The organism is Smaragdicoccus niigatensis DSM 44881 = NBRC 103563 (assembly GCF_000380645.1).
GTDB classification, from domain to species: Bacteria; Actinomycetota; Actinomycetes; order Mycobacteriales; family Mycobacteriaceae; genus Smaragdicoccus; species Smaragdicoccus niigatensis.
Genome location: NZ_AQXZ01000017.1, coordinates 447,325 through 469,726, shown reverse-complemented (window position 1 = coordinate 469,726; position 22,402 = coordinate 447,325). Strand labels below are relative to the sequence as shown.

General features: G+C 62.8%; 21 protein-coding genes and 1 pseudogene. 8 read left to right on the top strand and 14 right to left on the bottom strand.

The features are described 5' to 3' along the window. Window positions 1-27: 27 nt before the first annotated feature. Entirely contained in the window at window positions 28-1,323 is a 1,296-nt protein-coding gene (gene pabB, locus F600_RS0115005; protein WP_018161443.1) for an aminodeoxychorismate synthase component I, read from the top strand. 110 nt (window positions 1,324-1,433) lie between these two features. Next, window positions 1,434-2,207, top strand: a complete 774-nt coding sequence (locus tag F600_RS0115000) for a WecB/TagA/CpsF family glycosyltransferase (protein ID WP_018161442.1) — start codon at window positions 1,434-1,436, stop codon at window positions 2,205-2,207. Window positions 2,208-2,215: 8 nt separating this feature from the next. On the opposite strand, the gene F600_RS0114995 is transcribed toward F600_RS0115000, so the two are convergent. From F600_RS0114995 to F600_RS30505, 5 genes are all read right to left on the bottom strand, one after another. Beyond that, window positions 2,216-3,298, bottom strand: a complete 1,083-nt coding sequence (locus F600_RS0114995; protein ID WP_018161441.1) for a GDP-mannose 4,6-dehydratase — start codon at window positions 3,296-3,298, stop codon at window positions 2,216-2,218. Window positions 3,299-3,321: 23 nt separating this feature from the next. After that, complete coding sequence (locus tag F600_RS30510; RefSeq protein WP_156024601.1) at window positions 3,322-3,939, bottom strand: hypothetical protein; 618 nt, start codon at window positions 3,937-3,939, stop codon at window positions 3,322-3,324. A 77-nt stretch (window positions 3,940-4,016) separates the two neighbouring features. Beyond that, a complete protein-coding gene (speD, locus tag F600_RS0114985) occupies window positions 4,017-5,258 on the bottom strand; it encodes an adenosylmethionine decarboxylase (protein ID WP_018161439.1) in 1,242 nt (413 codons plus the stop codon). Between the two features lie 193 nt (window positions 5,259-5,451). Beyond that, window positions 5,452-6,633: a type III PLP-dependent enzyme gene (locus F600_RS0114980; RefSeq protein WP_018161438.1), complete on the bottom strand. Its 1,182-nt coding sequence runs from the start codon at window positions 6,631-6,633 to the stop codon at window positions 5,452-5,454. Between the two features lie 31 nt (window positions 6,634-6,664). Further along, a complete protein-coding gene (locus F600_RS30505; RefSeq protein WP_018161437.1) occupies window positions 6,665-7,864 on the bottom strand; it encodes a glycosyltransferase family protein in 1,200 nt (399 codons plus the stop codon). 75 nt (window positions 7,865-7,939) lie between these two features. Between F600_RS30505 and cysD the strand changes: the two genes are divergently transcribed. The 4 genes from cysD to F600_RS0114955 are packed head-to-tail and all read left to right on the top strand — an operon-like array spanning window position 7,940 to window position 13,321. Next, window positions 7,940-8,872, top strand: coding sequence for a sulfate adenylyltransferase subunit CysD (gene cysD, locus F600_RS0114970; protein WP_018161436.1), 933 nt, complete (start codon window positions 7,940-7,942; stop codon window positions 8,870-8,872). 31 nt (window positions 8,873-8,903) lie between these two features. Beyond that, window positions 8,904-10,751, top strand: a complete 1,848-nt coding sequence (gene cysC / locus F600_RS0114965; RefSeq protein ID WP_018161435.1) for an adenylyl-sulfate kinase — start codon at window positions 8,904-8,906, stop codon at window positions 10,749-10,751. Next, window positions 10,748-11,479 carry a 3'(2'),5'-bisphosphate nucleotidase CysQ gene (locus tag F600_RS0114960; RefSeq protein WP_018161434.1) on the top strand — a complete coding sequence of 244 codons (732 nt, stop codon included), beginning with the start codon at window positions 10,748-10,750 and terminating at the stop codon, window positions 11,477-11,479. Before cysC ends, F600_RS0114960 begins: the two co-directional genes overlap by 4 nt. A gap of 30 nt (window positions 11,480-11,509) precedes the next feature. After that, window positions 11,510-13,321 carry a DUF4012 domain-containing protein gene (locus F600_RS0114955; RefSeq protein WP_156024600.1) on the top strand — a complete coding sequence of 604 codons (1,812 nt, stop codon included), beginning with the start codon at window positions 11,510-11,512 and terminating at the stop codon, window positions 13,319-13,321. A gap of 106 nt (window positions 13,322-13,427) precedes the next feature. Here the strand turns inward: F600_RS0114955 and F600_RS28455 are convergent, their stop codons facing one another. The 3 genes from F600_RS28455 to F600_RS0114940 all read right to left on the bottom strand — a co-directional run bounded on the left by F600_RS28455 (window position 13,428) and on the right by F600_RS0114940 (window position 16,101). Then, complete coding sequence (locus F600_RS28455) at window positions 13,428-14,327, bottom strand: type IV toxin-antitoxin system AbiEi family antitoxin domain-containing protein (RefSeq protein WP_018161432.1); 900 nt, start codon at window positions 14,325-14,327, stop codon at window positions 13,428-13,430. 179 nt (window positions 14,328-14,506) lie between these two features. Beyond that, window positions 14,507-15,451, bottom strand: a complete 945-nt coding sequence (locus F600_RS0114945; RefSeq protein WP_018161431.1) for a sulfite exporter TauE/SafE family protein — start codon at window positions 15,449-15,451, stop codon at window positions 14,507-14,509. Window positions 15,452-15,540: 89 nt separating this feature from the next. Beyond that, complete coding sequence (locus tag F600_RS0114940) at window positions 15,541-16,101, bottom strand: phosphatase PAP2 family protein (protein ID WP_156024599.1); 561 nt, start codon at window positions 16,099-16,101, stop codon at window positions 15,541-15,543. A 335-nt stretch (window positions 16,102-16,436) separates the two neighbouring features. On the opposite strand from F600_RS0114940, the gene F600_RS31675 reads away from it, so the two are divergent. Beyond that, window positions 16,437-16,556 (top strand): lasso RiPP family leader peptide-containing protein, encoded by a 120-nt coding sequence (locus tag F600_RS31675; protein ID WP_018161429.1) that lies wholly within the window; start codon window positions 16,437-16,439, stop codon window positions 16,554-16,556. Between the two features lie 9 nt (window positions 16,557-16,565). On the opposite strand, the gene F600_RS32410 is transcribed toward F600_RS31675, so the two are convergent. Continuing rightward, complete coding sequence (locus tag F600_RS32410; protein ID WP_245541539.1) at window positions 16,566-16,811, bottom strand: hypothetical protein; 246 nt, start codon at window positions 16,809-16,811, stop codon at window positions 16,566-16,568. A gap of 153 nt (window positions 16,812-16,964) precedes the next feature. Continuing rightward, window positions 16,965-17,753, bottom strand: a pseudogene (locus tag F600_RS32700) (asparagine synthase-related protein); the annotation flags it as partial. Window positions 17,754-17,834: 81 nt separating this feature from the next. Here F600_RS32700 and F600_RS32695 point away from each other — a divergent pair. After that, a complete protein-coding gene (locus tag F600_RS32695; protein WP_081628859.1) occupies window positions 17,835-18,260 on the top strand; it encodes a lasso peptide biosynthesis B2 protein in 426 nt (141 codons plus the stop codon). Here F600_RS32695 and F600_RS0114920 read toward each other — a convergent pair. Genes F600_RS0114920 through F600_RS0114905 form a run of 4 tightly spaced genes read right to left on the bottom strand, consistent with a single transcriptional unit; the run spans window position 18,232 to window position 22,351 of the window. Then, complete coding sequence (locus tag F600_RS0114920; RefSeq protein ID WP_081628858.1) at window positions 18,232-20,022, bottom strand: ABC transporter ATP-binding protein; 1,791 nt, start codon at window positions 20,020-20,022, stop codon at window positions 18,232-18,234. The two genes, F600_RS32695 and F600_RS0114920, sit on opposite strands and share 29 nt — an antisense overlap. Window positions 20,023-20,040: 18 nt before the next feature. Further along, complete coding sequence (locus F600_RS0114915; RefSeq protein ID WP_018161425.1) at window positions 20,041-20,304, bottom strand: PqqD family protein; 264 nt, start codon at window positions 20,302-20,304, stop codon at window positions 20,041-20,043. Next, on the bottom strand, window positions 20,301-21,272 hold the full coding sequence (locus tag F600_RS31670; RefSeq protein ID WP_156024598.1) for a phosphoenolpyruvate carboxykinase (ATP): 972 nt from the start codon (window positions 21,270-21,272) through the stop codon (window positions 20,301-20,303). The genes F600_RS0114915 and F600_RS31670 overlap by 4 nt, the downstream gene beginning before the upstream one ends. Beyond that, window positions 21,269-22,351 (bottom strand): nucleotidyltransferase domain-containing protein, encoded by a 1,083-nt coding sequence (locus tag F600_RS0114905; protein WP_156024597.1) that lies wholly within the window; start codon window positions 22,349-22,351, stop codon window positions 21,269-21,271. The genes F600_RS31670 and F600_RS0114905 overlap by 4 nt, the downstream gene beginning before the upstream one ends. Window positions 22,352-22,402 lie beyond the last annotated feature (51 nt).

Below are 22,402 nucleotides of genomic sequence, written 5' to 3'. Positions count from 1 at the left end.
TCGCATCCATCACTGGTTGGGAAAGCAATGACTGTCCGGCTGCACGTCCGACGGATCGATCGGGCGATCGATCCGGAAGCGGCGTTCGAGCGGCTGTTCGGTGACGCCGAGAACGCTTTCTGGCTCGACCGGACGAGTGCGGTGTCGTACCTCGGAGCCTCCGACGATGTGATCATCGGCCCGCACGCCTTCGACGAGCTCGCGCCCCGGCTGCGCGACTCCGTGGAGTCCCCCGAGCTTCCGTTCGACTTCCTCGGCGGATTCGTCGGCTACTTCGGCTACGAGATGAAGGCCGCGTGCGGCTCCCCCGTCGGGCATCGATCGTGGGTGCCGGATGCCGGCTGGATCTGCGCCGACCGCTACCTCGCGATCGACCACATCGGCCGGGCCACGTATTCGGTGTCGGTCGACCCGGATTGGGCTCCCGACCTGGCGGAAATCCCGGACGACCAGCCGGTCGCGTACGAGACCGCGGTCCCCGACCTGCACAAGGTCGAGGCGGCACTGAGCGTCGGGCGCACGGACTACATGGAAGACGTGCGCCGGTGCCAAGCCCAACTGCAGGCTGGTGAGTCGTACGAGATCTGCCTGACGAACCACGTCGTGGTCGACGCGATCGAGTCCGGATTCGCGTTCTACCGGCGCCTGCGCCGCAGTAACCCGGCGCCCGAGGCCGCGTACCTGCGGTTCGGGACGGTCGAAGTCGCCTGCTCGTCGCCGGAGCGATTCCTGCGCATCGATCCCGGGCACCGGGTCGAAACGCGGCCGATCAAAGGCACGGCCCGCCGCGGCGCGACACCGGAAGAGGATGCGGCCCTGCGGGACTCACTGTTGTCCGATCCGAAGATCGCGGCCGAGAACCTCATCATCGTCGACCTGCTACGCAACGACCTCGGCCGGGTCTGCCTACCGGGGTCGGTCAAGGTGCCTGAGCTCATGGTGACCGAGACCTACCCGACGGTGCACCAACTGGTGTCGACGATTCGCGGGCAACTGCGGCCGGAGGCCACCGTCCTCGACTGCGTCCGTGCCTGCTTTCCGGGCGGATCGATGACCGGAGCACCGAAGATCAGAACGCTCGAGATCATCGATGAGCTCGAGCCAATGGCTCGCGGGATCTATTCGGGGACGATCGGCTACCTCAGCCTCAACGGGGCGGCCGACCTCAATGTCGTCATCCGAACGGCCGTCTTTGCCGACGGTCAGATGCATGTCGGCGCCGGCGGAGCGATCGTTCTCGACTCCGATCCGCATGCCGAGTTCGATGAGGTCGTGCTCAAAGCCGCGGCCACCTTGCGCGTTGATTCGCGATTCAACCAGTAACAACAGTCACTTTCGTACCACTCGTATCATTTATTTGAATGTCCTACGAACGCAGGACTGACAGCCTTAACATCCCAACTGGTCCGTTTTTGTGAACAGAAGGGAAACTGATGACCACTGTCGCCCGGGTCGATGTCGGTCCGGTTCCTTTCGATGCGACGAACCCGCGGCTTGCGGTGAAAACGCTGCTCGAGCTGGTGAACAGTGGAGTGGGTCAGCCAGTGCGTCTGGTCAACGCGTACTGCGTTGCGGAAGCCTCGCATGACCCGATCTATCGGAACCTTCTTCGCGGTAAAGGCATCAACCTTCCGGACGGAACGCCCGTCGCCTGGATCATGCGGCACCGCCTGCACGACCAGACCGTCGCCACCGTTCGGGGACCCGGATTGCTCCCGGCATTGGCGGCTGCGGGCCGAAAAACCGGCCTCCGCCATTTCTTCCTCGGTACCACTGATGAAACTCTCAACAAGATGACTGAGAAGCTTCAGGCGCGCTATCCGGAATTGATCGTCGCCGGCACGTATTCGCCGCCGTTCGCACCGGTCAGCGAGGCATTCATCGCCGATTGCGTGGCCAAGATCGAAGCGGCAAAGCCACAGGTGGTCTGGGTCGGACTCGGATCGCCGAAGCAGGATTACGTCGCGGCCGCGATCGCGGAGCGGACGAACACCGTAGCCGTCGGCGTCGGTGCGGCGTTCGACTTCATCGCCGGCACCGTGCGCGAGGCGCCGATGTGGTTGCACGGCACCGGCTTCGAGTGGATGTTCCGGCTGGCGATGGACCCGAAGCGGCTGTGGCGCCGCTATCTGTTCGGCAACACGCTGTTCCTCAAGATCGCCGTCACACAAGAGTTCCGGCGCAAGCAACTGCCCGAAACCAACTGACCGAACGGCTAGTTGGCAACTCCGGCCGCACAACTCGGGCACTCGTGCCGGTGCGTCGCCGGGGTCAGTCCTAGGGCGTCATTGACCGTATTCGGGAACATGTATCCCCGGCACTCCTCGATCCCGGTCTTCGCGCGCACGATGTCCGCCTGGACCATGTGCGCAACCACTTCCCGAAGTGACACCTTCGGACCCCAGCCCAGCGCGGAGCGTGCGCGGTCGGCCCGTCCCCACGTCTGCGGAACATCGGCAGGCCGGAGATACGCGGCATCGAACTCGACATGTGCCCACGGGTCCTCGATCCCGACCGCTTCGAACGCGATCGCCACGAAGTCACGAATGGACGCAACCTCACCGGTCGCGATGACGAAGTCCTGCGCCGACTCCTGCTGCAGCATTTCCGCCATCGCCTCGACGTAGTCCGCCGCGCTACCCCAGTCGCGCCGGGCATCGAGGTTGCCCAGAGTCACCTGGTCCCGCATACCGAGACTGATTTCGGCCACTGCCCGTGTGATCTTGCGCGTGACGAACCGAGCCGGCCGAATCGGACTCTCGTGGTTGAACAGAATTCCGTTGCAGGCGTAGAGGCCGTACGACTCCCGGTAGTTCACCGTCAGGTGATGGGCGAAACTCTTCGACGTGCCATAGGGGCTGCGCGGGTAGTGCGGAGTCCGCTCGTCCTGCGGCTGCTGGTCGGCCATGCCGTAGATTTCCGAACTCGACGCCTGGTAGAACCGGGGCGCGTAGCCGAGGTCGTCGCGCAACCGCACGAGCAGTTCGAGCAGACGCAGCACCGACATCCCGTTGACCTCGGCGACCTTCTCCGCCATCTGCCACGACTGACCGACCGAACTGATCGCCGCGAGGTTGTAGATCTCGTCGGGCCGCTCGCGGCGCAACAGTTCGGACATCGCATCGGTGTTGCGGATGTCGAAGGCGATGAGCTCAACGCCCTGCAGGTACGGGAAGTGCCGAGCCAACGAGAACGACGTGCCGATGACCCGGTACCCACGCTCGAGAAGGACGCGAGCAAGGTAGATACCGTCTTGTCCGGCCACACCGGTGATGAGCGCAGTCCTATGAGCTGCCATGCGTCAGTCGACCTGCGAGTCCGCTAGCGCTTCTTCGGTTTCGGCGGCACTGGTGCCGAGCCCGGCGTCTGCGCGGGCGGCGGCGGTACCGGCTCATCGGAAATGAGCCCGGTCATCTTCGACACCTGCGAGATGATCGGCAGGTTCATCAACGACTTCGTGAACGTCGCACCCGTGTTCGCGGCTTCCTCGAGCGCCGGGATGATGCTCTCGAGTCCCCCGACGACGGTGTCCAACGCGTTGACGAGCGGCTCGAGCAGGTTGAGAACGCGCTCCAACCGGTCGACCGTGGCATTGACCCGCTCCGTGGCCGCGGCCAGGTTGTCGAGCAGGTCCGGAGCCTGCGCCGCCAACCGCGTTGCGGCCGGTGGCGTCCGGATCGCGACATAAGCCGTATCCGACGCCACCTGCTGCGCGGCGATCAGTGCATCCTGCAGCGCAGTCACCAGCCCGGTCGGAATCGGTGCCACAGCGCTCCGCGCGGTGTCTCCGGCGAACTGCTGTGCCGAACGCGCGGTGTCCCCGGCGAACTGCTGAGCGGACTTCGCCGTACCGGACGCAAGCTTCTGCGCCCTTTCCAATGCCTCTTGAATCGAAGCAACCAGACCCGTCGGCGTCGGCGGAGGAGGTGGAGTCGTCACAGGTTGACTATGGCGCATCCCTGGGATACGCGCGGGAATCCCGGTGATGAATTCGGTTACGAAACCGCTGAAATCCGCTACTGGGACACCAAAGAGAGCTGTCGAACCTGCATCGGCGGCGTCGCGTTTGACCGCAACGCTGCCGTGTCGATCGACTCGGGCCGGTACGGCAGGCGTTCGAGCCGGTCGCACATCGCCTCGACGTGGGACTCGATAGTGTCTTGACGGGCTGATACGAACGCCCATTCGTGCTCATCACTTCCGTAGTAGGCAACCGTTCCGAAAGCGCGAGTGAAGCGCTCCCAGGACAGTTTCAAAGTCTCGTTGCGCCAGACGGTCGGACAACCGGCCTGGGTCGAGACAACGCCACCGGGCGCGAGCACTGCAGCGCAGTTTGCCAGGAAGTCCAGGCCATACAGGCGGTTGTGCTGGGCCTCGGGGTCAGTCGTCTCATCGGGAAGATCGATGACGACAACGTCATAGCGATCAGTTCCGGCGGCTGCTTCGGCGAGGAACTCCCACCCGTCACGGTAGTGGACGCGGATCGGACCGTCCTGATTCACGGCTTTCGCCAGTTCGCTCGGCGTGTAGCCGTACGGAAGCTCGCGAGCGCACACTTCGACGACTTCCTGGTCGATGTCGACGTGGTCGACGACCTTCGCGCCGGCGGCCACCGCGAGCTGCGAGGCAACACCCTCGGACGAACCGATGATGAGGACCCGCTCGAGCTTCTCGGCGAGAACCATCGCCGGAATCATGAGCGCTTCGTGGTAGATGAGCTGGGTCTGCTCGGTGCTCTGGCGCTCTTCGTCGCAGAACAGCGAAAGTCCCTGTGCCGTACGGCCGATCGTGTAGTGCTGGAACGTCGAGTTGGCGTCGACAACGACCTCGGTCATCTCCCAGCTGCGGGTCATGCCCTCGCCGACCGACTCGGTCATCACGGCAGCCGGTGCGTTGAGCCCGCGACCAACGGTCTTGCTGTGCAGCGTGCCACCGACGGCCGTCGCGAACAGCTGTGCCGCCTTCTCCGGGTCAGCCTGCTCGCCGCACGTGAAGAAGTCGAGGAACGCGCAGCCGTGCTCCGGGTACGTGTGGATCGACGCGTGCGACTCCGCGAGAAGTGCGAGCATCGTCACACCCTGCGGGTCGAACTTATGGGACATCAGATTCAGGACGGTTGCGCCGGCCTCGGTGAGCGCTGTCTCCAGCGAACTACGGAGAAACTCTTCGTCGTCGAGTTTCGCAGCATCCACATCGGTCAGCTCAGCCAGCACGTGGCGTCCAGCGAAATGACCGACCTCGTTGGAGTCAGCAGTCATCGATAAAATCTCCCTCGGTTGAGTGGCGCCCAGCGTGTTTCGCGGGCGCAGCAAGGTGGCTCGTTCACCGGCAGTTAACGATGTCGACTTCCCGCGTTAGTTGCAAATCAACACGATACTTGCACGGTCCGTTGAATATCATCGGTCAGTCCGACCGGTTTTCGCAAGCCGATGGGGCTAACCCCAAAGTGAATTAATTCTCCTCGACGACCGTGTCGCCCGAGATGCAGATCGTGCGCAGCGGCTCGATGCCGTTGAACGCGACCGACGAATAGCTCGACGTGTACGCCCCGGTGTTGATGATGTCGATCCGGTCGCCCGCCTTCAGATCCAGCGGAAGCTTGTACGGCGTCTTCTGATACAGCACGTCATCGCCATCGCACGTCGGTCCCGCGATCACGACAGAGCTGTCCTGAGTGCGTGCTCCGCCGACGACTTCGAGCTTGTACGCGATGTACTCGTTCTCGGTCTCGGCCATGCCGTTGTAGCGGCCGACGTCGAGGTAGACCCAGCGCCGACCGTCGGGGCGACGAGCCACGAGCACGACCTCTGTGCGGAGGATGCCGGACTCACCGGCGATTGCGCGGCCCGGTTCGAGCAACAGTTCGGCGACCCCGTTCGGGAAATTCTCCGCGAGCGCGCGATGGATGACCTTGGCGTACGTCGAGATCGGCGGGGCCGGCCGGTCGTAAGTGACCGCGAACCCACCGCCGAGGTTCAGTCGGGTCAGTTCGTAGCCGTCCTTGGCGAGGGTGTCGAACACCCACCGCGCGTCCTTGATGCCGGCGATGTACGCAGAGGTCTCCATCTGCTGCGAACCGACGTGGAACGAAACACCCATCGGCTCGAGTCCGCAATCGGCGGCATGCAGCAGCAGCTCCGCCGCGACGCGCTTGCTTACCCCGAACTTGCGGCCGAACGGCGTGCCCGAGTCCGGCGCCGCGACCAGCATGCGCACCGACACCTCCGAACCCGGTGCGTACGCGGCGATCGTCTCGATGTCCTCGATCGAGTCAGTGACGAATTCGCGGACGCCCTTGGAGTAGGCGTAGGCGATGTCCTTGCCCTTCTTGATCGGGTTTCCGAAGGAGATGGAGCGCGGGTCCGCGCCCTCGGCGAGGCAGAGATCGATCTCGGCAACGCTGGCCACATCGAACTGACCCCCGCCGTTCACGATCGTCTTCACGACCGAACGAGCCGGATTCGCCTTGACCGCGTAGCAGATTCGGAAGCCCAGAAACTCCCGATGGAAGTCCTCGAGGCGAGCGGCGACCGTGTCCAGGTCGATGACCACACAGGGCGTGGTCGGATTCTCACGATCGAGAAACGTCCGGATCGTCGTGCGCGTGTCGACGATCGAAGGCGAAGAAGTCACGGCTATAGGGTAGGGCCTCTCAGCAGGAACTTCAGCGCCGGATCTGCGGACCTTCCAGCAACGTGGCCCGCAGGCGCCGGCTGAATCCGAATCGCTTTTTCGCGTACTCGAATTCGTCGGGCAGCGCGTACTTCGCGGCGAGCGCCACGTCGAGTGCGGCCTGCTTGGCCACTCCCTTTCGCGCCCGGCGCCGCCACCGCCGGAATGCTTCGCGATCGTCGAGATCGAACGCGGACGGTGGTTCCTCCCCCGCCAGCAGCGCGGCGCGGTAAGCCCGCCGCAGGCGAGTGGTCATCCGCTTGCCGCGACTGTCGCGGGCAAATCCGTAGGTCGGTGCCACTCCGACGTCGGCGCGACCCTCGATCACCGCGTCGGAGTACTCACGGCACAGTCGGTCGATGCCCTCGCCCGAACGAAAGTCGGAGGTCGAAAACCCCAGGCGCGAACTGAGTTCTGTGGGGTCCTCGGGATCGAACCCACTGAAGTGGAACAGCCGCAGCGGCACATCGCCGGCGGCAGTTGCCACGACATAGCCATCCCGACATTCGATGGGCCGTTCGTGGGTGTTCCAGGTCCCCACGTTGTATCCGTAGTGCCGCAACGCATGCGCGCCGAACAGCACACTGCCGACGTCCATCCACTTCTGGTCGACGAACATGCCCAGGAGCGGGTACTTGAGACATTCGAAGCGAAGCCGCTCGTGCCACCAGTCCAGGAACGGTTTCGCCCTCCGGCTCACGGCGCAGAATCCCAGGTTGTAGGCCCCCACCGTCAGTGAGTGCGCCTCCGACAGCAGCTGCGACCCCGGCGCGATGGCTTCCAGGAAGTGCGGCGTGAGGAGGATCGAATGCTCCGCCAAGAGGTCGGGCAACTCCGCGAGGGGCGACACCATGAAGGTATCCGGATCGAGGTAAACCACCTGGTCAAAGCCTTGGAGGAGCGTCGCCAGGAACATCGGTTTGAGGGCGGTGCACAGCTCGACGACGTCGTACATTGCCGCCCACCGGAGGAACTCGCGACGGCTGATCGGGAGGAAGTCGGGCCCGACGATCCGCAGGTCGACGTTGAGGTCCGGACCGTCGTCGACGACGAGGACGAACAGTGGTCGGTGGGGCTCATGGGTCATGACACTGGCGTGCAGCGCGGCCGCTTGCGGCAGATAATTGCGCGCGACGATCGTGCAGTACGCGAGGCTCGGTTCGCCTTGGCGTTGCGGGCCCGCTGACGTCACCGGACCATCGTGCCACGGCAAGATACCCGTGACCGGCAGGCTAGGCTAGTGCCCGTTGTCAAGGGCGATACGACTATGGAGGGTTCGTTGCCACAGACTGTGCACGATTACCGCCTGAGCCACCTTCGCGCACTCGAGGCGGAGTCAGTTCACATCTTCCGCGAGGTTGCGGCTCAATTCGAGCGCCCTTGTCTGCTGTTCTCGGGCGGCAAGGACTCGGTGGTGATGCTGCACCTGGCGACGAAGGCTTTCTGGCCGGCGCCGGTGCCGTTCCCGGTGATGCACATCGACACCGGGCACAACTTCGATGAGGTCATCGACTTCCGCGACCGCACCGCTGAGCGACTGAGCCTCAAGCTCATCGTGTCGAGCGTCCAAGACGACATCGACGCTGGTCGAGCCGTCGAAGACACCAGTGTCGCGGCAGGCCGCAACCGTATTCAGACGGTGGCACTGCTGCGCGGCATCGAGGAGAACAAGTTCGACGCGCTGTTCGGTGGTGCGCGCCGCGATGAGGAGAAGGCCCGCGCCAAGGAGCGCGTGTTCTCGTTCCGCGACGAGTTCGGTGCCTGGAACCCCCGGGCACAGCGTCCCGAACTGTGGTCGCTTTACAACGGTCTGCACCGCAAGGGCGAGCACATTCGGGTGTTCCCGCTGAGCAACTGGACCGAGCTCGACATCTGGCAGTACATCTTCGAAGAGAACATCGATATTCCGGAGATCTACTTCGCGCACGAGCGGGAGGTCGTCGAACGCGACGGCATGCTCCTGGCGGTCAACCGCTTCGTCGAGCCCAAGCCGGGCGAAGAAGTCTTCGTCAAGATGGTTCGGTTCCGGACCGTCGGTGACGCCACGGGTACCGGCGCCGTCGAGTCCACCGCTGCGACTCGACTCGAAGTCGTCGAGGAAGTCTCGGCGACCCGCATCACCGAACGCGGCGCGACCCGTGCAGACGACCGCATTTCCGAAGCCGGCATGGAAGACCGGAAGAAAGAGGGCTACTTCTGATGTCGGGGCGAGCGAAGCGACGGGGGATCCGGTGAAGTCTCAGCTGCTGCGCGTTGCCACGGCTGGGTCGGTCGACGATGGAAAGTCGACGCTCATCGGGCGCCTTCTGTATGACTCGAAGTCGATCTTCGAAGACCAACTCGAAGCCGTCGAGCGCACGAGCGAGGCGCGCGGTGACGAGCAGACGAACCTCGCGCTGCTCACCGACGGTCTGCGTGCCGAGCGCGAACAAGGCATCACGATCGATGTCGCGTACCGCTACTTCGCGACGCCGCACCGCAAGTTCATCATCGCCGACACGCCTGGTCACGAGCAGTACACGCGCAACATGGTCACCGGCGCTTCGACCGCCGACCTCGCGCTGATCCTCGTCGACGCCCGCCACGGGATCGTCGAGCAGACCCGTCGCCACGCGTTCATCGCGAGCCTGCTCGGTCTGCCGCACGTCGTGGTCTGCATCAACAAGATGGACCTCGTCGACTGGTCGCAGGAGCGATACCTCGAGATCGAGCAGGATTTCCGCAAGTTCGCGACGAAGCTCGAGGTCAAGGACCTGTCGTTCATCCCGGTGTCGGCGCTGCTCGGCGACAACGTCGTCGACAAGACCGAGAACATGCCGTGGTATCACGGCACGTCACTGCTGCATCACCTCGAGCAGGTGCACGTCAGCTCCGACCGCAACCTCATCGACGCGCGTTTTCCCGTGCAGTACGTCATCCGTCCGCAGAAGCAGACGGACCAGGAGATGCACGATTTCCGCGGCTACGCGGGAACCGTCTCCGGCGGTGTCTTCAAGCCGGGCGACGACGTCGTCACGCTGCCCTCGGGCTTCCCGACGAAGGTCAAGGCCATCTGGGCGCCCGGCGGCACCCGCGTGGATGAGGCGTTCGCCGGTATGGCCGTCACGATCGAACTGACCGACAACATCGACATCAGCCGCGGCGATGTCCTGTGTCGGCCGCAGAACCGTCCGCACCTGGGCAACGACATCGACGCGATGGTGTGCTGGTTCTCCCCCGACGTCGCACTCAACCCGAACTCGCGCTTCACCCTGATGCACACGACCAAGCTCACCAAGGCCAAGGTCTCGCGCATCGACTACAAGCTCAACGTCAACACGCTGCACCGCGACGAGACCGCAGAGTCTTTGTCGCTCAACGAAATCGGACGCGTCCAGCTCCGCATTCAGACGCCGCTGCTGTTCGACGCGTACCGCCGCAACCGCACCACGGGCTCGTTCATCCTCATCGACGAGACGACGAACAACACCGTCGGCGCGGGAATGATCACCGGCCCGACGCTGCAGAACAGCAACGTCGTCTGGCACGACACCGCGGTCTCGCGCGACCAGCGCAGCAGCCGCGGCGGCACCATCTGGCTGACCGGCCTTTCGGGCAGCGGCAAGTCGTCGGTCGCGGTCGAACTCGAGCGTCGCCTGGTCGCCGCCGGGCGCAACGCCTACCGCCTCGACGGCGACAACCTACGTCACGGCCTCAACGCCGACCTCGGGTTCACGCACCAGGACCGCGTGGAGAACGTGCGTCGTATCGGTGAAGTCGCGCGCATCCTCGCCGACTCGGGTGTCATCGCGATCGCATCGATCATCAGCCCGTACGCCGAGGGCCGCGAGGCCGTGCACGAGATCCACAAGGCTGCGGGTCTGCCGTTCGCCGAGATCTTCATCGACACTCCCCTCGAGGTCTGCGAGGAGCGGGACGTCAAGGGCTTGTACGCGAAAGCCCGGGCCGGTGAGATCAAGGAATTCACTGGGATCAGCGACCCGTACGAGCGGCCGGCGAACCCGACGCTGCACTTCACTCCGGCTGACGGCGGCCCCGGCGAGATCGCCGCGAAGATCTTCGAGTGGATCAATTCGTGAACGACGCGGAGCTGGCAGCCCATCTGGCGGTCGAAGCGGGAAAACTGCTGAAGACGCTCCGGGCTGATTCCGGTCTCCATGGCTGGGAGCTCGGCAAGAAGGGCGATCGTCTGTCCGACGACTACCTCCTCGACCAGCTCGCGATCGAGCGTCCGAACGATGCGGTCCTGTCCGAGGAGTCGGCGGACAGCGAGGACCGCCTGACGTCCGAGCGGGTGTGGATCATCGACCCCCTCGACGGCACGCGGGAATTCGGCATTCTCGGCCGTCCGGATTGGGCCGTGCATGTCGCGTTGTGGGAGTCGGGCAGCTTGAGCGCGTGTGCGGTGTCGCAACCCGACATCTGCGAGGTCTACTCAACCGCGGACGCGGTTCTCGGGCCCCGCACCGACGGTCCGCTTCGCATCGTGTGCAGCGCTTCGCGTCCGCCGGCGGTCGTCGTACGTCTGCGTGACGAGCTTGGCGCCGAGCTGATCCCGATGGGTTCCGCAGGTGCGAAGGCGATGGCGGTCCTGCGCGGTGACGCGGACGCATACGTTCACGGCGGTGGCCAATGGGAGTGGGACTCGGCCGCGCCTGTCGGCGTCGCGCTCGCCGCTGGTCTACATTGTTCGCGATTGGACGCCTCTCCCCTCCTGTACAACCAGCCATACCCGTACTTGCCAGATCTGGTGATCTGCCGACCCGAGTTCGCCGAGCAGATCCTCGCGGTCACCCGCCGACACTGACCCTGTCGCACCGGAGCGAAAGGACCAACATTGTCGGAACGCGACGCGCCTCCACGCCGACGATTGTTCAAGCGCGTCCTTGCCGGCATTGCGATCGCCGTCTTCGGCGGTTTCGTGCTCTTCGTGGGCATCGCGGGCTACGACCTCAGCCGGGTGAAGGCCGAGCTCGAGGCAGCTCAGGACTCGTTGACGAGTCGGGATATGGCGTCGGCGAACGACCACCTCGACACCGCCCAGGGCAAGGCGAAAGACGCGCTCTTCTGGACTGAATCGTCGCCGTGGCAGGCCCTCGCGAGCATTCCGTGGGTGGGGCGCCCGTTCGAAGCGATCGGCGATTCGGCGGTCGTCATCCGCGATGTCGCCACCCAGGTTGTCCCACCGGTGGCCAAAGCGGCCCAGTCAGTTCTTGGCGGCAACTCCGGCGCCTTGAACCTCGACATCACGCGTCTGACGCCGATGCTCCCGTCCCTCAACAAGGCGGCGGAATCGGCGGCGAAGATCGACGCTCGAGCGCAGGAGATCCGCACTGACTCGCCGCTCTGGTTGGTCAACAACGCGGTTCGCCAACTGCAGGACAAGACCGACGAGCTGAACACGACGATGAAGCTCGCGCAGATGGGCGCGCAGATCGCACCCTCGATGCTCGGTGGCGAAGGTCCGCGCGACTACATGCTCGCATTCCAGACCCCGGCCGAAGCCCGCGGAACGGGCGGCCTGCTCGGTGGTTGGGCCGTTCTACACGCCGAGGGTGGTCATCTCACGCAGACCGCATCGGGCAGCAACGAGAACCTCACGTCACCTGGTCACATGATTCGCCCCGAGCCCGGCCCGGCCGACCTCGGCAAGGACTGGAACGCGAACTGGGGCAACTGGAACAAGATGGGTTTCTGGCGGGACTCGAACTTCAGCCCGCATTTCCCGTACGCCGGTGAGCTGTGGGCCGGGGTCTACCAGACGACATTCGGCAAGAAGGTCGACGGCGTGATCGCGACCGACCCGATCGCCCTCGGCTACATCCTCGACGCGACGGGTCCCGTGACTCTGTCGAGCGGCGAGACGATCACCGGCAAAGACGTCGCCACGCTGACGATGAACACCGCGTACTTCAAGTACCCGACGCGGGCACCGGGTCCGCAGGGCGCACGCAAGGCCTACCTCCAGGAGATCCAGAAAGCCGTCGTCGATCGTCTGACGTCGAGCCTCAACAAGGGCGCGATGTTGAAAGCGGTGGGCCGGGCGATCGAGGAAGGTCGCATCCAGGTCTGGAGCGCCAACGACAAAGAGCAGAAGGTGCTCGAGACGAGCCCCATCGCCCACGCTCTCCCGCAGACTGCCGCCCCGTTCTCGTCCGTGGTGCTGAACAGCGGTTCGGGCAGCAAGCTCGACTTCTACCTGTCGCGCGAGATCTCGTACACCGGGCAGTCGTGCACAGGTGATCGGCGCCAGACCGAGGTGAGGTTCAAGCTCACGAACACCGCGCCCAAGCTCCCGACATACCCCGACTACCTGCAGATTCAACCGTTGCTCAACCCCAACGGAACGCCGATCTTCAACGTCAAGGGCGCGCCCGGCACCAACCGGGTGACGGTGATGCTCTACGAGACGCCGGGATCGAAGGCCGTTTCGGCAACGAAGGACGGTGTGCCGGTCTTCATGACACCGTTCAATGAACTCGGGCATCCGGTGCAAGCCACGGTCGTGGTGCTGGGACCCGGCAAATCGACCGAGTTCGTGTTCAAGCTCGACGAGCCGAGCGCGGCCGGCAAGCCGGTTTTGCAGGTTCAGCCGTTGACAGACACTCCGAAGGTCGAGTTCGATGTGCCGGAGTGCAAGCCTCGGTAGGTCCGTTCCGGTGGTCCGGACCAGTGGATCGACCCCCTGCCCCTCGTCCCGATCGATTGCCGTATTACGCACCTGATCAGGTGCGTAATACGGCAATCGATCGGGGTCAGAGCCGCTGGAACCATGGCGAAGGAGCATCAACCCGACTTGTGAGGTTCTTCCCGAGTCTACGAATCATGTCCGCTGGCTCGTCGAGGTCTTTCCAGCCCCAGCGCACGACGTTCCAGCCCGCGTCACGCAGGCGTCCTTCGCGCGCCTTCTCGAGACCTACGACGTTGGGCGCGTCGGACGAGCGGTACTTGTCGTCGCCGTCGAACTCCCCGACAAGTCCGTACTCGGGCCAGCACAGGTCGACTCGACCGATGAATCCGCCCGAATGATCCAGGATCGTGACCTGTACCAGCGGCTTCGTGATCGATTTTCGGTCGATCAGCACTCGGCTCCTCGACTCACCTACGCTCTCGGATCGACCATCGAGGAACTCAAGTGTGCGACGCGCCTGTTCGTTGCCACGTCGGCGGTCCAAGTTGGTCGGAAGTTGCGCGCCACGACGCAGGGCAGCATCTCCTACGACGACGGCCTGCTCAAATGGCAGCGTCCGCACCACATCGAGGAGCGTCCGATTCAGCGATGTCACCCGGATACCGTCGATCGACACAATCTCTTCCGAGGACAACGGCTGTCCGATGAACTTCACCCGGGTCGTCTCGCACGTCGTACTGCCGGGCCGCGTGACGTACACCCGGCCGATGTCGGTGCGCCAGAGCGGCAGCCCATGGAGCACTGCCGCGGAAACATGGCTGACGACCGAATCCTTGTGCAGACGCGGGATCGATGCAACAACCATGATGCGATGCTTGTCCTCAGCGAACAGTTCGCCGAACTCGCACGCGAGGGCATACGCGCCGTTCCGCAGGCGCACCCTTTCCCCTTTGGCCACAGCCGCCTGTAGCTGTTCATCGGACGTGCCGTCGCGGAGAGCCTGACGGCGAAAGATCGGTTCCACGACGGCGATAGTGGCTGGTTACACATCGTTTCGCCAGGTCGTCGCGCCCGAGTGTGCTGGATCTTGCGTGTTGTAGCGCCTTCAAACTCGGATCGATTGCCGCAGCGCATACCTGATCAGGTGCGTTGCACGGCAATCCATCGGAGTTTGAGGTGGTAGAGGGTGCTCATCACGGAATTTCATGAACTTTTGGAAGCAGCTGGGGAATCGAACACTTCTGGCGTGGGCGACAGAATCCCGAACCGCTGGAACGGCTTCTGGCCATGCGCGCGGCGCACGAATGCCCACGCGATCGGTCCGAGGGTGATGAGCGCAATCGCGACTCCCCCGACGACATACGGCGACTTCGTGAGCATCGCGACGCCGGTGATGACGAGCACGATCACGAGGGCGCGACGGACCATCGACTGCGAGACGGAACCCGCGAGGCGTGCGCCCAGGAACGTGCCGGGCGTGCCACCTGCGATGAGCGGAAGCAGGATGTTCCAGTCGACGCCGCTCACCAGGATGTGGCTCAGCGCGGCCGAAGCCACGAGCGGGACTGCCTGCACGAGGTCGGTGCCGACGAGACGGACCGGCGACAGCATCGGGTACATGACCATGAGCAAGACCATGATGATCGAGCCCGAGCCGACCGACGTCACGCCGACGATCAAGCCGCCGAACGCGCCGAGCAGTACGGTCGGCACCACGCGGATCTCAATGTGATCGCTTTCGACCTGGTGGCCGGCGATCGCCCGGCGCATGCGAACGAGCGCGCGGAATGCGTACGCACCGGCGGCGAGGATCAGCGTGCAGCCGATCGCGGATTTGACGAAGTGCTGCTGTTTGGCCGATTCACCGAAGGCTTCGATGATGAATGCCCCAGCGAAAGCCGTGGGTACCGAGCCAGCGATAAGGCACGCCGTCAGCTTGAGATGTGCGGACCCTGCACGCCAGTGGACGATCGCGCCGGTCGACTTGTTGACCGCGGCCGCGACGAGGTCGTTGGCCACCGCCGCCGTTGGCGGGATGCCAAGGAAGATGAGCGCGGGCGTCATGAGGGCCCCGCCGCCCATGCCAGTCATCCCGACGACGATGCCGACGAAGAACGCGACAGCGAGCAGCGTGGTCACGTCGGTCATGCGGCGATCACGTCATCGTGGAGGCTTGAAGGCACCCGGACATTCTGCCACTCGACGGATTGACTACTGGAGGTCATGCCCAATTCGGGTCAGCGGTGGCGGAGCAATACAAGCCGAACGGTTGCCACCGTGGCGGTTGCGATCAGCAGGCCGCCGAGGACGTCGGAAGGCCAGTGGGCGCGGTAGAGAACGCACGCCGCCGCCATCGCGAATGCACCTAACGCGGCAAATACAAGCGCCTGATTCTGCTGTTTCCAGTGGAGGAATGCGCAAACGGCGACGACGCCGAAAAGCGTGGCAGTCGCCGTTGTGTGCGTAGAAGGGAAAGAATGCATCTGATCAGCCCATCCGGCCGGACGCACCGAGGGCAGTAGGGCTTTGAGGGCACCGCTCACGGCACTTGCCACCCCCACAGCCGTGGGGATCAAGGCACCCCGCAGAAGTGATTTCCGCCAAACGGCAATGCTCACGCCCGCCACGACCGTGAGGGGAATCAGCACCTCCGGGTCGCCGGCGCTGAAGATGAGCTGGGCGAGGTGCGTTCGCCGCGGCGTCATGTGCGCTTTGACCTTGAGCCCGATCCGCCAGTCTGCATGAACGACCAGACCGTCGAGATTGACTGCAATAGCAAGTGCGACAAGCAATCCCACGCTGATGAGGACCAACCAGATGAGCTGAGTTCGACGGCGCGCGCTAATGGCTAACGTCCCCGTCCGTCGGGGCGATCACGGACGGCGATCACGGCAGCGGTAGGGGCGGAAGACACTCGGCCATTGTGACATCTGCTACCCAAAGATCAACTGTTGAAAGGACGACCACACTGGATTTCCGCAGGTCGGAACCGTGTCCTTCAACCGCATGACTTTGGCCTTGCCGACTCGAAGTTTCGAGTTCAAGCAGCTATCGTTTCGGCGAGAACAATTTGTTGAACGTTTGTCGACTGAAAACTTCAGTTTCAGCCGCAAAGAAGTTTGGGAGAAATCCAATGCGCGAAACCTACTCGGCTCCGAAGCTCGTTGACCTGGGTTCCGTGCGTGAGCTGACGCTTGCTCCGAAGCCCAAGTTGGGAAGCAAGCAGGACGCATCCAACCAGCGACTGTCGTAAGAGAATGCGCTAGTTGTTCACGTTGTCGTTCAACCAAGCTGCGTGAAGCAGCATCACTGACTGAGGCGAGCACTCCCCTTGCAACCATGTCTCGCGCAGCACCTCGACATCGACATCGTCGGTGTTCAGTCCGTGCCCTGACCAGTTCTCGGCGAACTGCCGAACGCCCTCGCCGAAGCGCGATTCGCCAAACGCCGCTTTCGAGGTTCGGGCGAGAACGTCGTCGGGAAGCAGATCACCCGCAAGCAATCGCATGGACTCAGTCCTGGTCAGACCAAACTTCGGACTGTGCTGAGTCCACGAATGAACAAATTCAGTCTGTTTGAGCGGTTCGACAAGTCCAGTCCCGAAGAGCCCCGAGACACCGCGGCAGGCTTCATCCATTAGCGCGACATACCGTGAACTGAGCGTCTCGCGAACCCCCGCTGACCACCAGAAGCGTTCGCGCAGATCGCGCCGGAGCATTTCTTCGAACCTTCGCCGCGGAGCTTGTTTCAGCCATGGAAAATTCTCGCCAGCAATTCCGACGGAAATTCGGGGAAAAATTCGGTGGTTGATTGAATTCAGAACGCGTCGCCGTCCAACACCGCGCGCGTTACCCCGAAGCGCTTGCCTAATTGCCGTTGACCGATAGGTCCAAAAAAGTTCGTCTCCGAACTCCCCGGTGACGACTGTCCCCCCGGGAACCAGCGCTGCGTTGAACACCGTTGCACTGATCGCTGGCGGAAAGAGCACGCGCCCTACTCGTTTGAGGACGCTGGTGGTCATCGGAGCGAGGACATTCAACTCCTGATCGATCTCGACCTTATTCCACTCGAACCGAAGACCGAGGCCTTGCAGGTGCCCGACTACCCGCTCCTGCCATTGGTCCTCGTTTGCTTCAACGTCGTCGGACGCATATCGATGGGTCAGCGCGACAGGTGGTTCCAGTCCGTGTTCTCGAGCAGTCCGTGCAGCGTAAGCAAGGATCAGCGACGAGTCCCGCCCACCCGAGAAGGCGACCACACATGGTGGGCGCGACAGCGCGCCAGCAAGAATGTCAGAGAGGACGTGCTCGGGACGTTCGGTACGGGTTCCCCGGATTCGCTCCAATTCCTCGGCACGTCGATGATCGACCCCGTCGGGAAACCCGAAAAGGATTTCATCAGGTAGGAGCGGCGAAAGGTTCAGCTCGCCGGGCGGCAGTTCGAATGTCACTTGTCCCTATTTCCAGCTAGGGCCCCGTTCGACGGTGCGCGGTAGTCTGAATCCTGTCGATCTGAACGAGGAACCAACTGCTTGATACGCAAAATTAGGCTCGTCCCGCTAGCAGCGCGAATTCTCGCTCGGCTGCTGGCCGTCGAAATCGGACTCAGGATCACCAAGCTTCCATCCGTTTGCCGGCTGTTGAGAATCAGACTCGACATGTCGGCGTCACGGCCGGCATCCATGTCCGAGGTCGAGATTCCCGGACGATTTGTCCGGGCTGTGAACTTGACGAACTGGACAACGCAGCGATGGCCCTGGGGTGACACCTGCCTACGTCGCTGTCTCGTGCTCGCAGTACAACTGCGGGACTTGGAACCGGTTGTCCGAATCGGTGTCACCCGCGACGCTCGCGGAGCCTTCCTGGCACATTCATGGTTGGAAATCAGCGGACAGTCAATCGATCCCATGTCGGCAGACTTCGTGACGCTCACACGTAGCCTGCCGACTGAAGGCTGAACAGCTCGCTGTACAAGCCGTCATGTGCCATCAATTGTTCGTGAGAACCGGCTTCCACAATTTCGCCATCCCTCATCACGTATATGAAGTCTGCGAGTCGCGCACTGGCAAAGCGGTGTGTGATCAGCAATGCGGACCGCCCCTCGAGAGTCAAACGGACATCGGAGAAGAGCTCATACTCGGCTCTTGGGTCGAGCGCTGCTGTTGGCTCATCCATCACAACTAATGGCGATCCCCTTAGAAGGGTCCGTGCAAGGCCGATTCGCTGCCACTGGCCTCCCGACATATCGACGCCCTCATCGAAGACATTGCCGAGTTGCGTATTTAGGCCATCCGGTAATCGGTCCAAGGTGTCGGCCAATCCGGCGCGGTGCGCAACACGAACAACGTCATCGTCGCTGACAGGTCGGTCGGTCGCGCCGATAGCAATGTTTTCTCGCATGGAGAAGTTGAAGCGGTCGAAGTCTTGGAAGAGACAGGCGATCGCAGATCGCGCGGTTCGAGGGTCTGCCAGCTCGACACCATCCCACGTGTATCGACCGCTCTCGGAGAGATAGAGGCCAGCAACAACCTTGGCAAGGGTCGTCTTTCCTGAACCATTCTCACCAACGAGGGCGACGACCTGGCCCTTCCGAATTTCGATGTCGACCTGCTTCAGCGCCAAGGTCATTGAACCCGGATAGCGATAATTGACGCCCTCGAGCCGTATTTTGTCGTCGAAATCGTGTTTGGACACCTCGGCGACGCTGGTTGCGTAAGTCCGCTCGAAGATTTCGAAATCACGGATGAACGGCAGAGCCTCGGTGAGCCTTCCGAGGTCGGAAAGAAGTCGACCGACATTGTTCGCCAAGTATCGCGCGGCCACAAAAGATGAGCCAGCCGCTGCGATGGAGAGGGACCCGCTATTGATGAGGAGCATCGCTGTTCCCAGCGTGAGGGCCAAACCCAGCCCGGCGAGCACTCCGCCAGCAATGCCGTAACGCTGGCGAGTCGCGACCACTCTTCGCAACTTCGTCAGCAAAGTCGCCTCGAGGTCGTAATGGCGTGAAGCCAGGTATCGCGCCGATTCAAAGGCACGCAACTCAGCAGCGTGAGGTTTTTGGGTCATGAGCAATCGGAGGTAGTACAGGCGACGACGGGTCGGCGTTACGTCGGTCGCGTAGAGGTACTCCGCATTGCTGGAACGTACCGCGAAATAGGCGGAGGGAATCGCCACCAGCAATAGGGGCGGAACCAAGAGAGGTTCAATCACCAGGACGGCAAAGCCGACTGTCACGCAGCCCAGAAGCGAGCCAATGAAGTCGAACAGCGACCGCGCCGCATCGACGGGTTTGTCCATCGCGTTGGTCACTACGCGATCGAGATGCTCAGCGAACCGTGGCGACTCGAACCGGTCCAGATCTACTCTGGTCGTTACCTTGAGCAGTCGGTCCCAGATTTGTTGCTCCACTTTGTGGCCGAGGATCCGATCATGTTGCGCTTCGAGGATCGCAGCCGAACTGGTTACTGCGGTCAGCACGGTAAGCGCAACCAGAGGAACGACAAGCGCGGAGATCGAGCCACTGCGGCCCGCGCTCATGATCGCCTCGATCACCGCCTTGCTTGCAACAATGATCAGCAGGGTCGAGACGACTTGTGCGATCTGCAGGGAAGCGCCGAGCGCGGTTCGAACGCGGTCAGCGCGCCAAAGTACCTTTACCGCCGTCGCCGTGTCTCTCAACGCGGAAAGTCGATTCGCGTAGCGCGCGAACATCCCATTCATAGCAAGAGGTTCAATGCGTCATGACTCTTCGAGCAAGCCGCGGGACCGCAGATCGTTCAGGAATGCCCTCACGTCTGTGGTCGCCGTCGGCACATCCACATCGAACCGAGCCGTCAGGGCGGATACCAACTGCTCCTCTGAGGAGCCTTCCTGAAGCAGGCGCACCAGAACAACCCCCGTACCCGACGCTGAGAGATACCGCGAACTCTGCAGATCGAGAAGGACGACTTCGCCGTCGAGTTCGGTGAGGGCAACATCGGTCGGACGAAGACGAATACTCATCCCCTGACTCCTTTGCTGGATTGCGCCGAGAATTCAACGTCGATCACCCGACACAATTCCTCGGCAAGGTTTTGGTCGAATGGTGGTCCCCACGGGATCGACACGTCCCAGATCGGCGTGCGGCGCACCAACTCTGCGGACACCTGGAACTGTTCCGAGAGAACGTCTTTGTCAAGCCAACCGATCATTCTCGGGTAGCTGAGCAAGGTCTTCAAAGCCTCAACTCCGGTAAGGCGGCGAGCGGTGACCCTTGAAGACGTTCGGTCCGGAGTTGGAATCGCGATCGCGGACAGTGGGAGAATCTCTGCCTCTGATCTGCTCAGTAAAGCCATAGTCCGGTCGTCGGCCGTCTTTCGAACCGGAACGCTTCCTGCTCCGCCTAGCAGCTGCCTCGCGCCTTGCCGTAGTCGCGTTCCTGTGGCACCGGGGAAGACCTCAACCACATCCCCTAAATGGATACGAAGCACGTCGTCGGTGACGAGCTTGGCTCCTGCCATCGCCAGAATCGTCGCCATCGTGGACTTGCCCATTCCCGAGGCACCCACGAAAGCAAGCGCCTGTCCCCCGACATCGACCGCGCTTGCATGAAGAACCGGATGCCCTGCGAGGTAGAGATGGAGGGAAAGAACGATGCCCTCGGCTATGACTGGAAGGAGTTCGCGTTTGGTCTCGTCTGCGGGATGGGCGACGATCCGGCGAAACTCCTGGTCGCCTGTCAATTCAGCGATGTCCGACAGGACAAGCCGAAGTCCCTCGGCTCCACGCTCGAGCGCTTGAAAACCGCCGTCCTCGGGCCAAACACGTTCGAGTAGCACGTCGGCGTCGGGGTTCATTCGTGGCACCGACCTGATATCGCCAGATTCGATCGTGACGTCTGGCAGTGCCGTCCCACCAATCTCGCGCAAATTGAGCTGCATGTCGGACGCAACAACAAGTCCGTGGCCACTGTAAGCCCGCAAGTCGGTCACGTCAGGTCCTGCGCATTGTGTTCTATGCGCTGAGAATCGTCGCGATTGGCCGGACGCATCGGCAATCGCCTCATCCGCTCGATTCCGAGCGTGCCCGCCGCACCAAGGAACCCACGAACAGGTCCTTCGTTTTCCCGCCCTGTCAAACGGTCGCTCGGAACTATCACGGCGGCGACAAGCCGTAGGACGTTCTTCGGCGATGGACCCAACTGAATACGACGGATGAGTTTTGCAAACGACGAGAGCGGCCGATAACCGCGATCGGCGCGCGGATCTGGATCACGTTGATTCACCGAAGCTAACCGCAACGCTCGACGTAGCGACGGAGCGGTCCGCTCTGGAGGCTCCACGAGTAAAGCCCGTGCCACAGAAAGACTCGCTCGTTGCCGTCGATTCAGTCCACTCGGCTGACGGTCAGACCGTTGACTCAGTAGTGCGATGTCCAGAGAGCTGCGGAGATAGGCCCATTCATCTCGCGCCGCGTGGCTACAAGAATGCTGCAGCGCGTGCTCAAGTCCGAGCGTCGAAATCGAGGATCCCGCGAGGTCGACTTCGACTCGTTGCCGCCACAGCTCATCAAATACAGGCAGGTCACCGACCAATGGCGAAAGTCGCCAGTGAAGATCCACAGCTTCGCCTGACCGCTCGAGTGTCGTCTCGTAATACGTCGCCAATCGATAGCGCCAGACCCAACTGTCGGAAGGGAGCGGCTCGCTCGGGTTTGGCTGCCAGCCCGCTGAGCTCAGAATGTCCAGCGCAGTCGGAAAGTCGTCCGGCGACACGAGTAGATCGATGTCCCCAACACCTCGAGCGGTGGTGTTTCCGTACGCCTGAACAGCCAAGGCCGGGCCTTTGACGGCTAGGACGCGGAGCCCAGCGTCCGCCAATAGTCCGTAGGTCTCGGCAAAGACCCCGATCAGATTCAGCGCGAGAAGAACCACGCTTGTGCCACTCGCGCGCAGCTCATTGAGTGTGGAGTCGTCCGCGTCGATCCGGTCGATACTGTGCCGCAAGAAGGGCAAGACCATGTGACGCTGCGCGACCGCCACAAGCCGAGAGTTGCGAAGCTCGGCAGGCACCAGCCATCTCGCCGTCGGATCACTTATCAGGACTTTCAGCCCATGAATAAG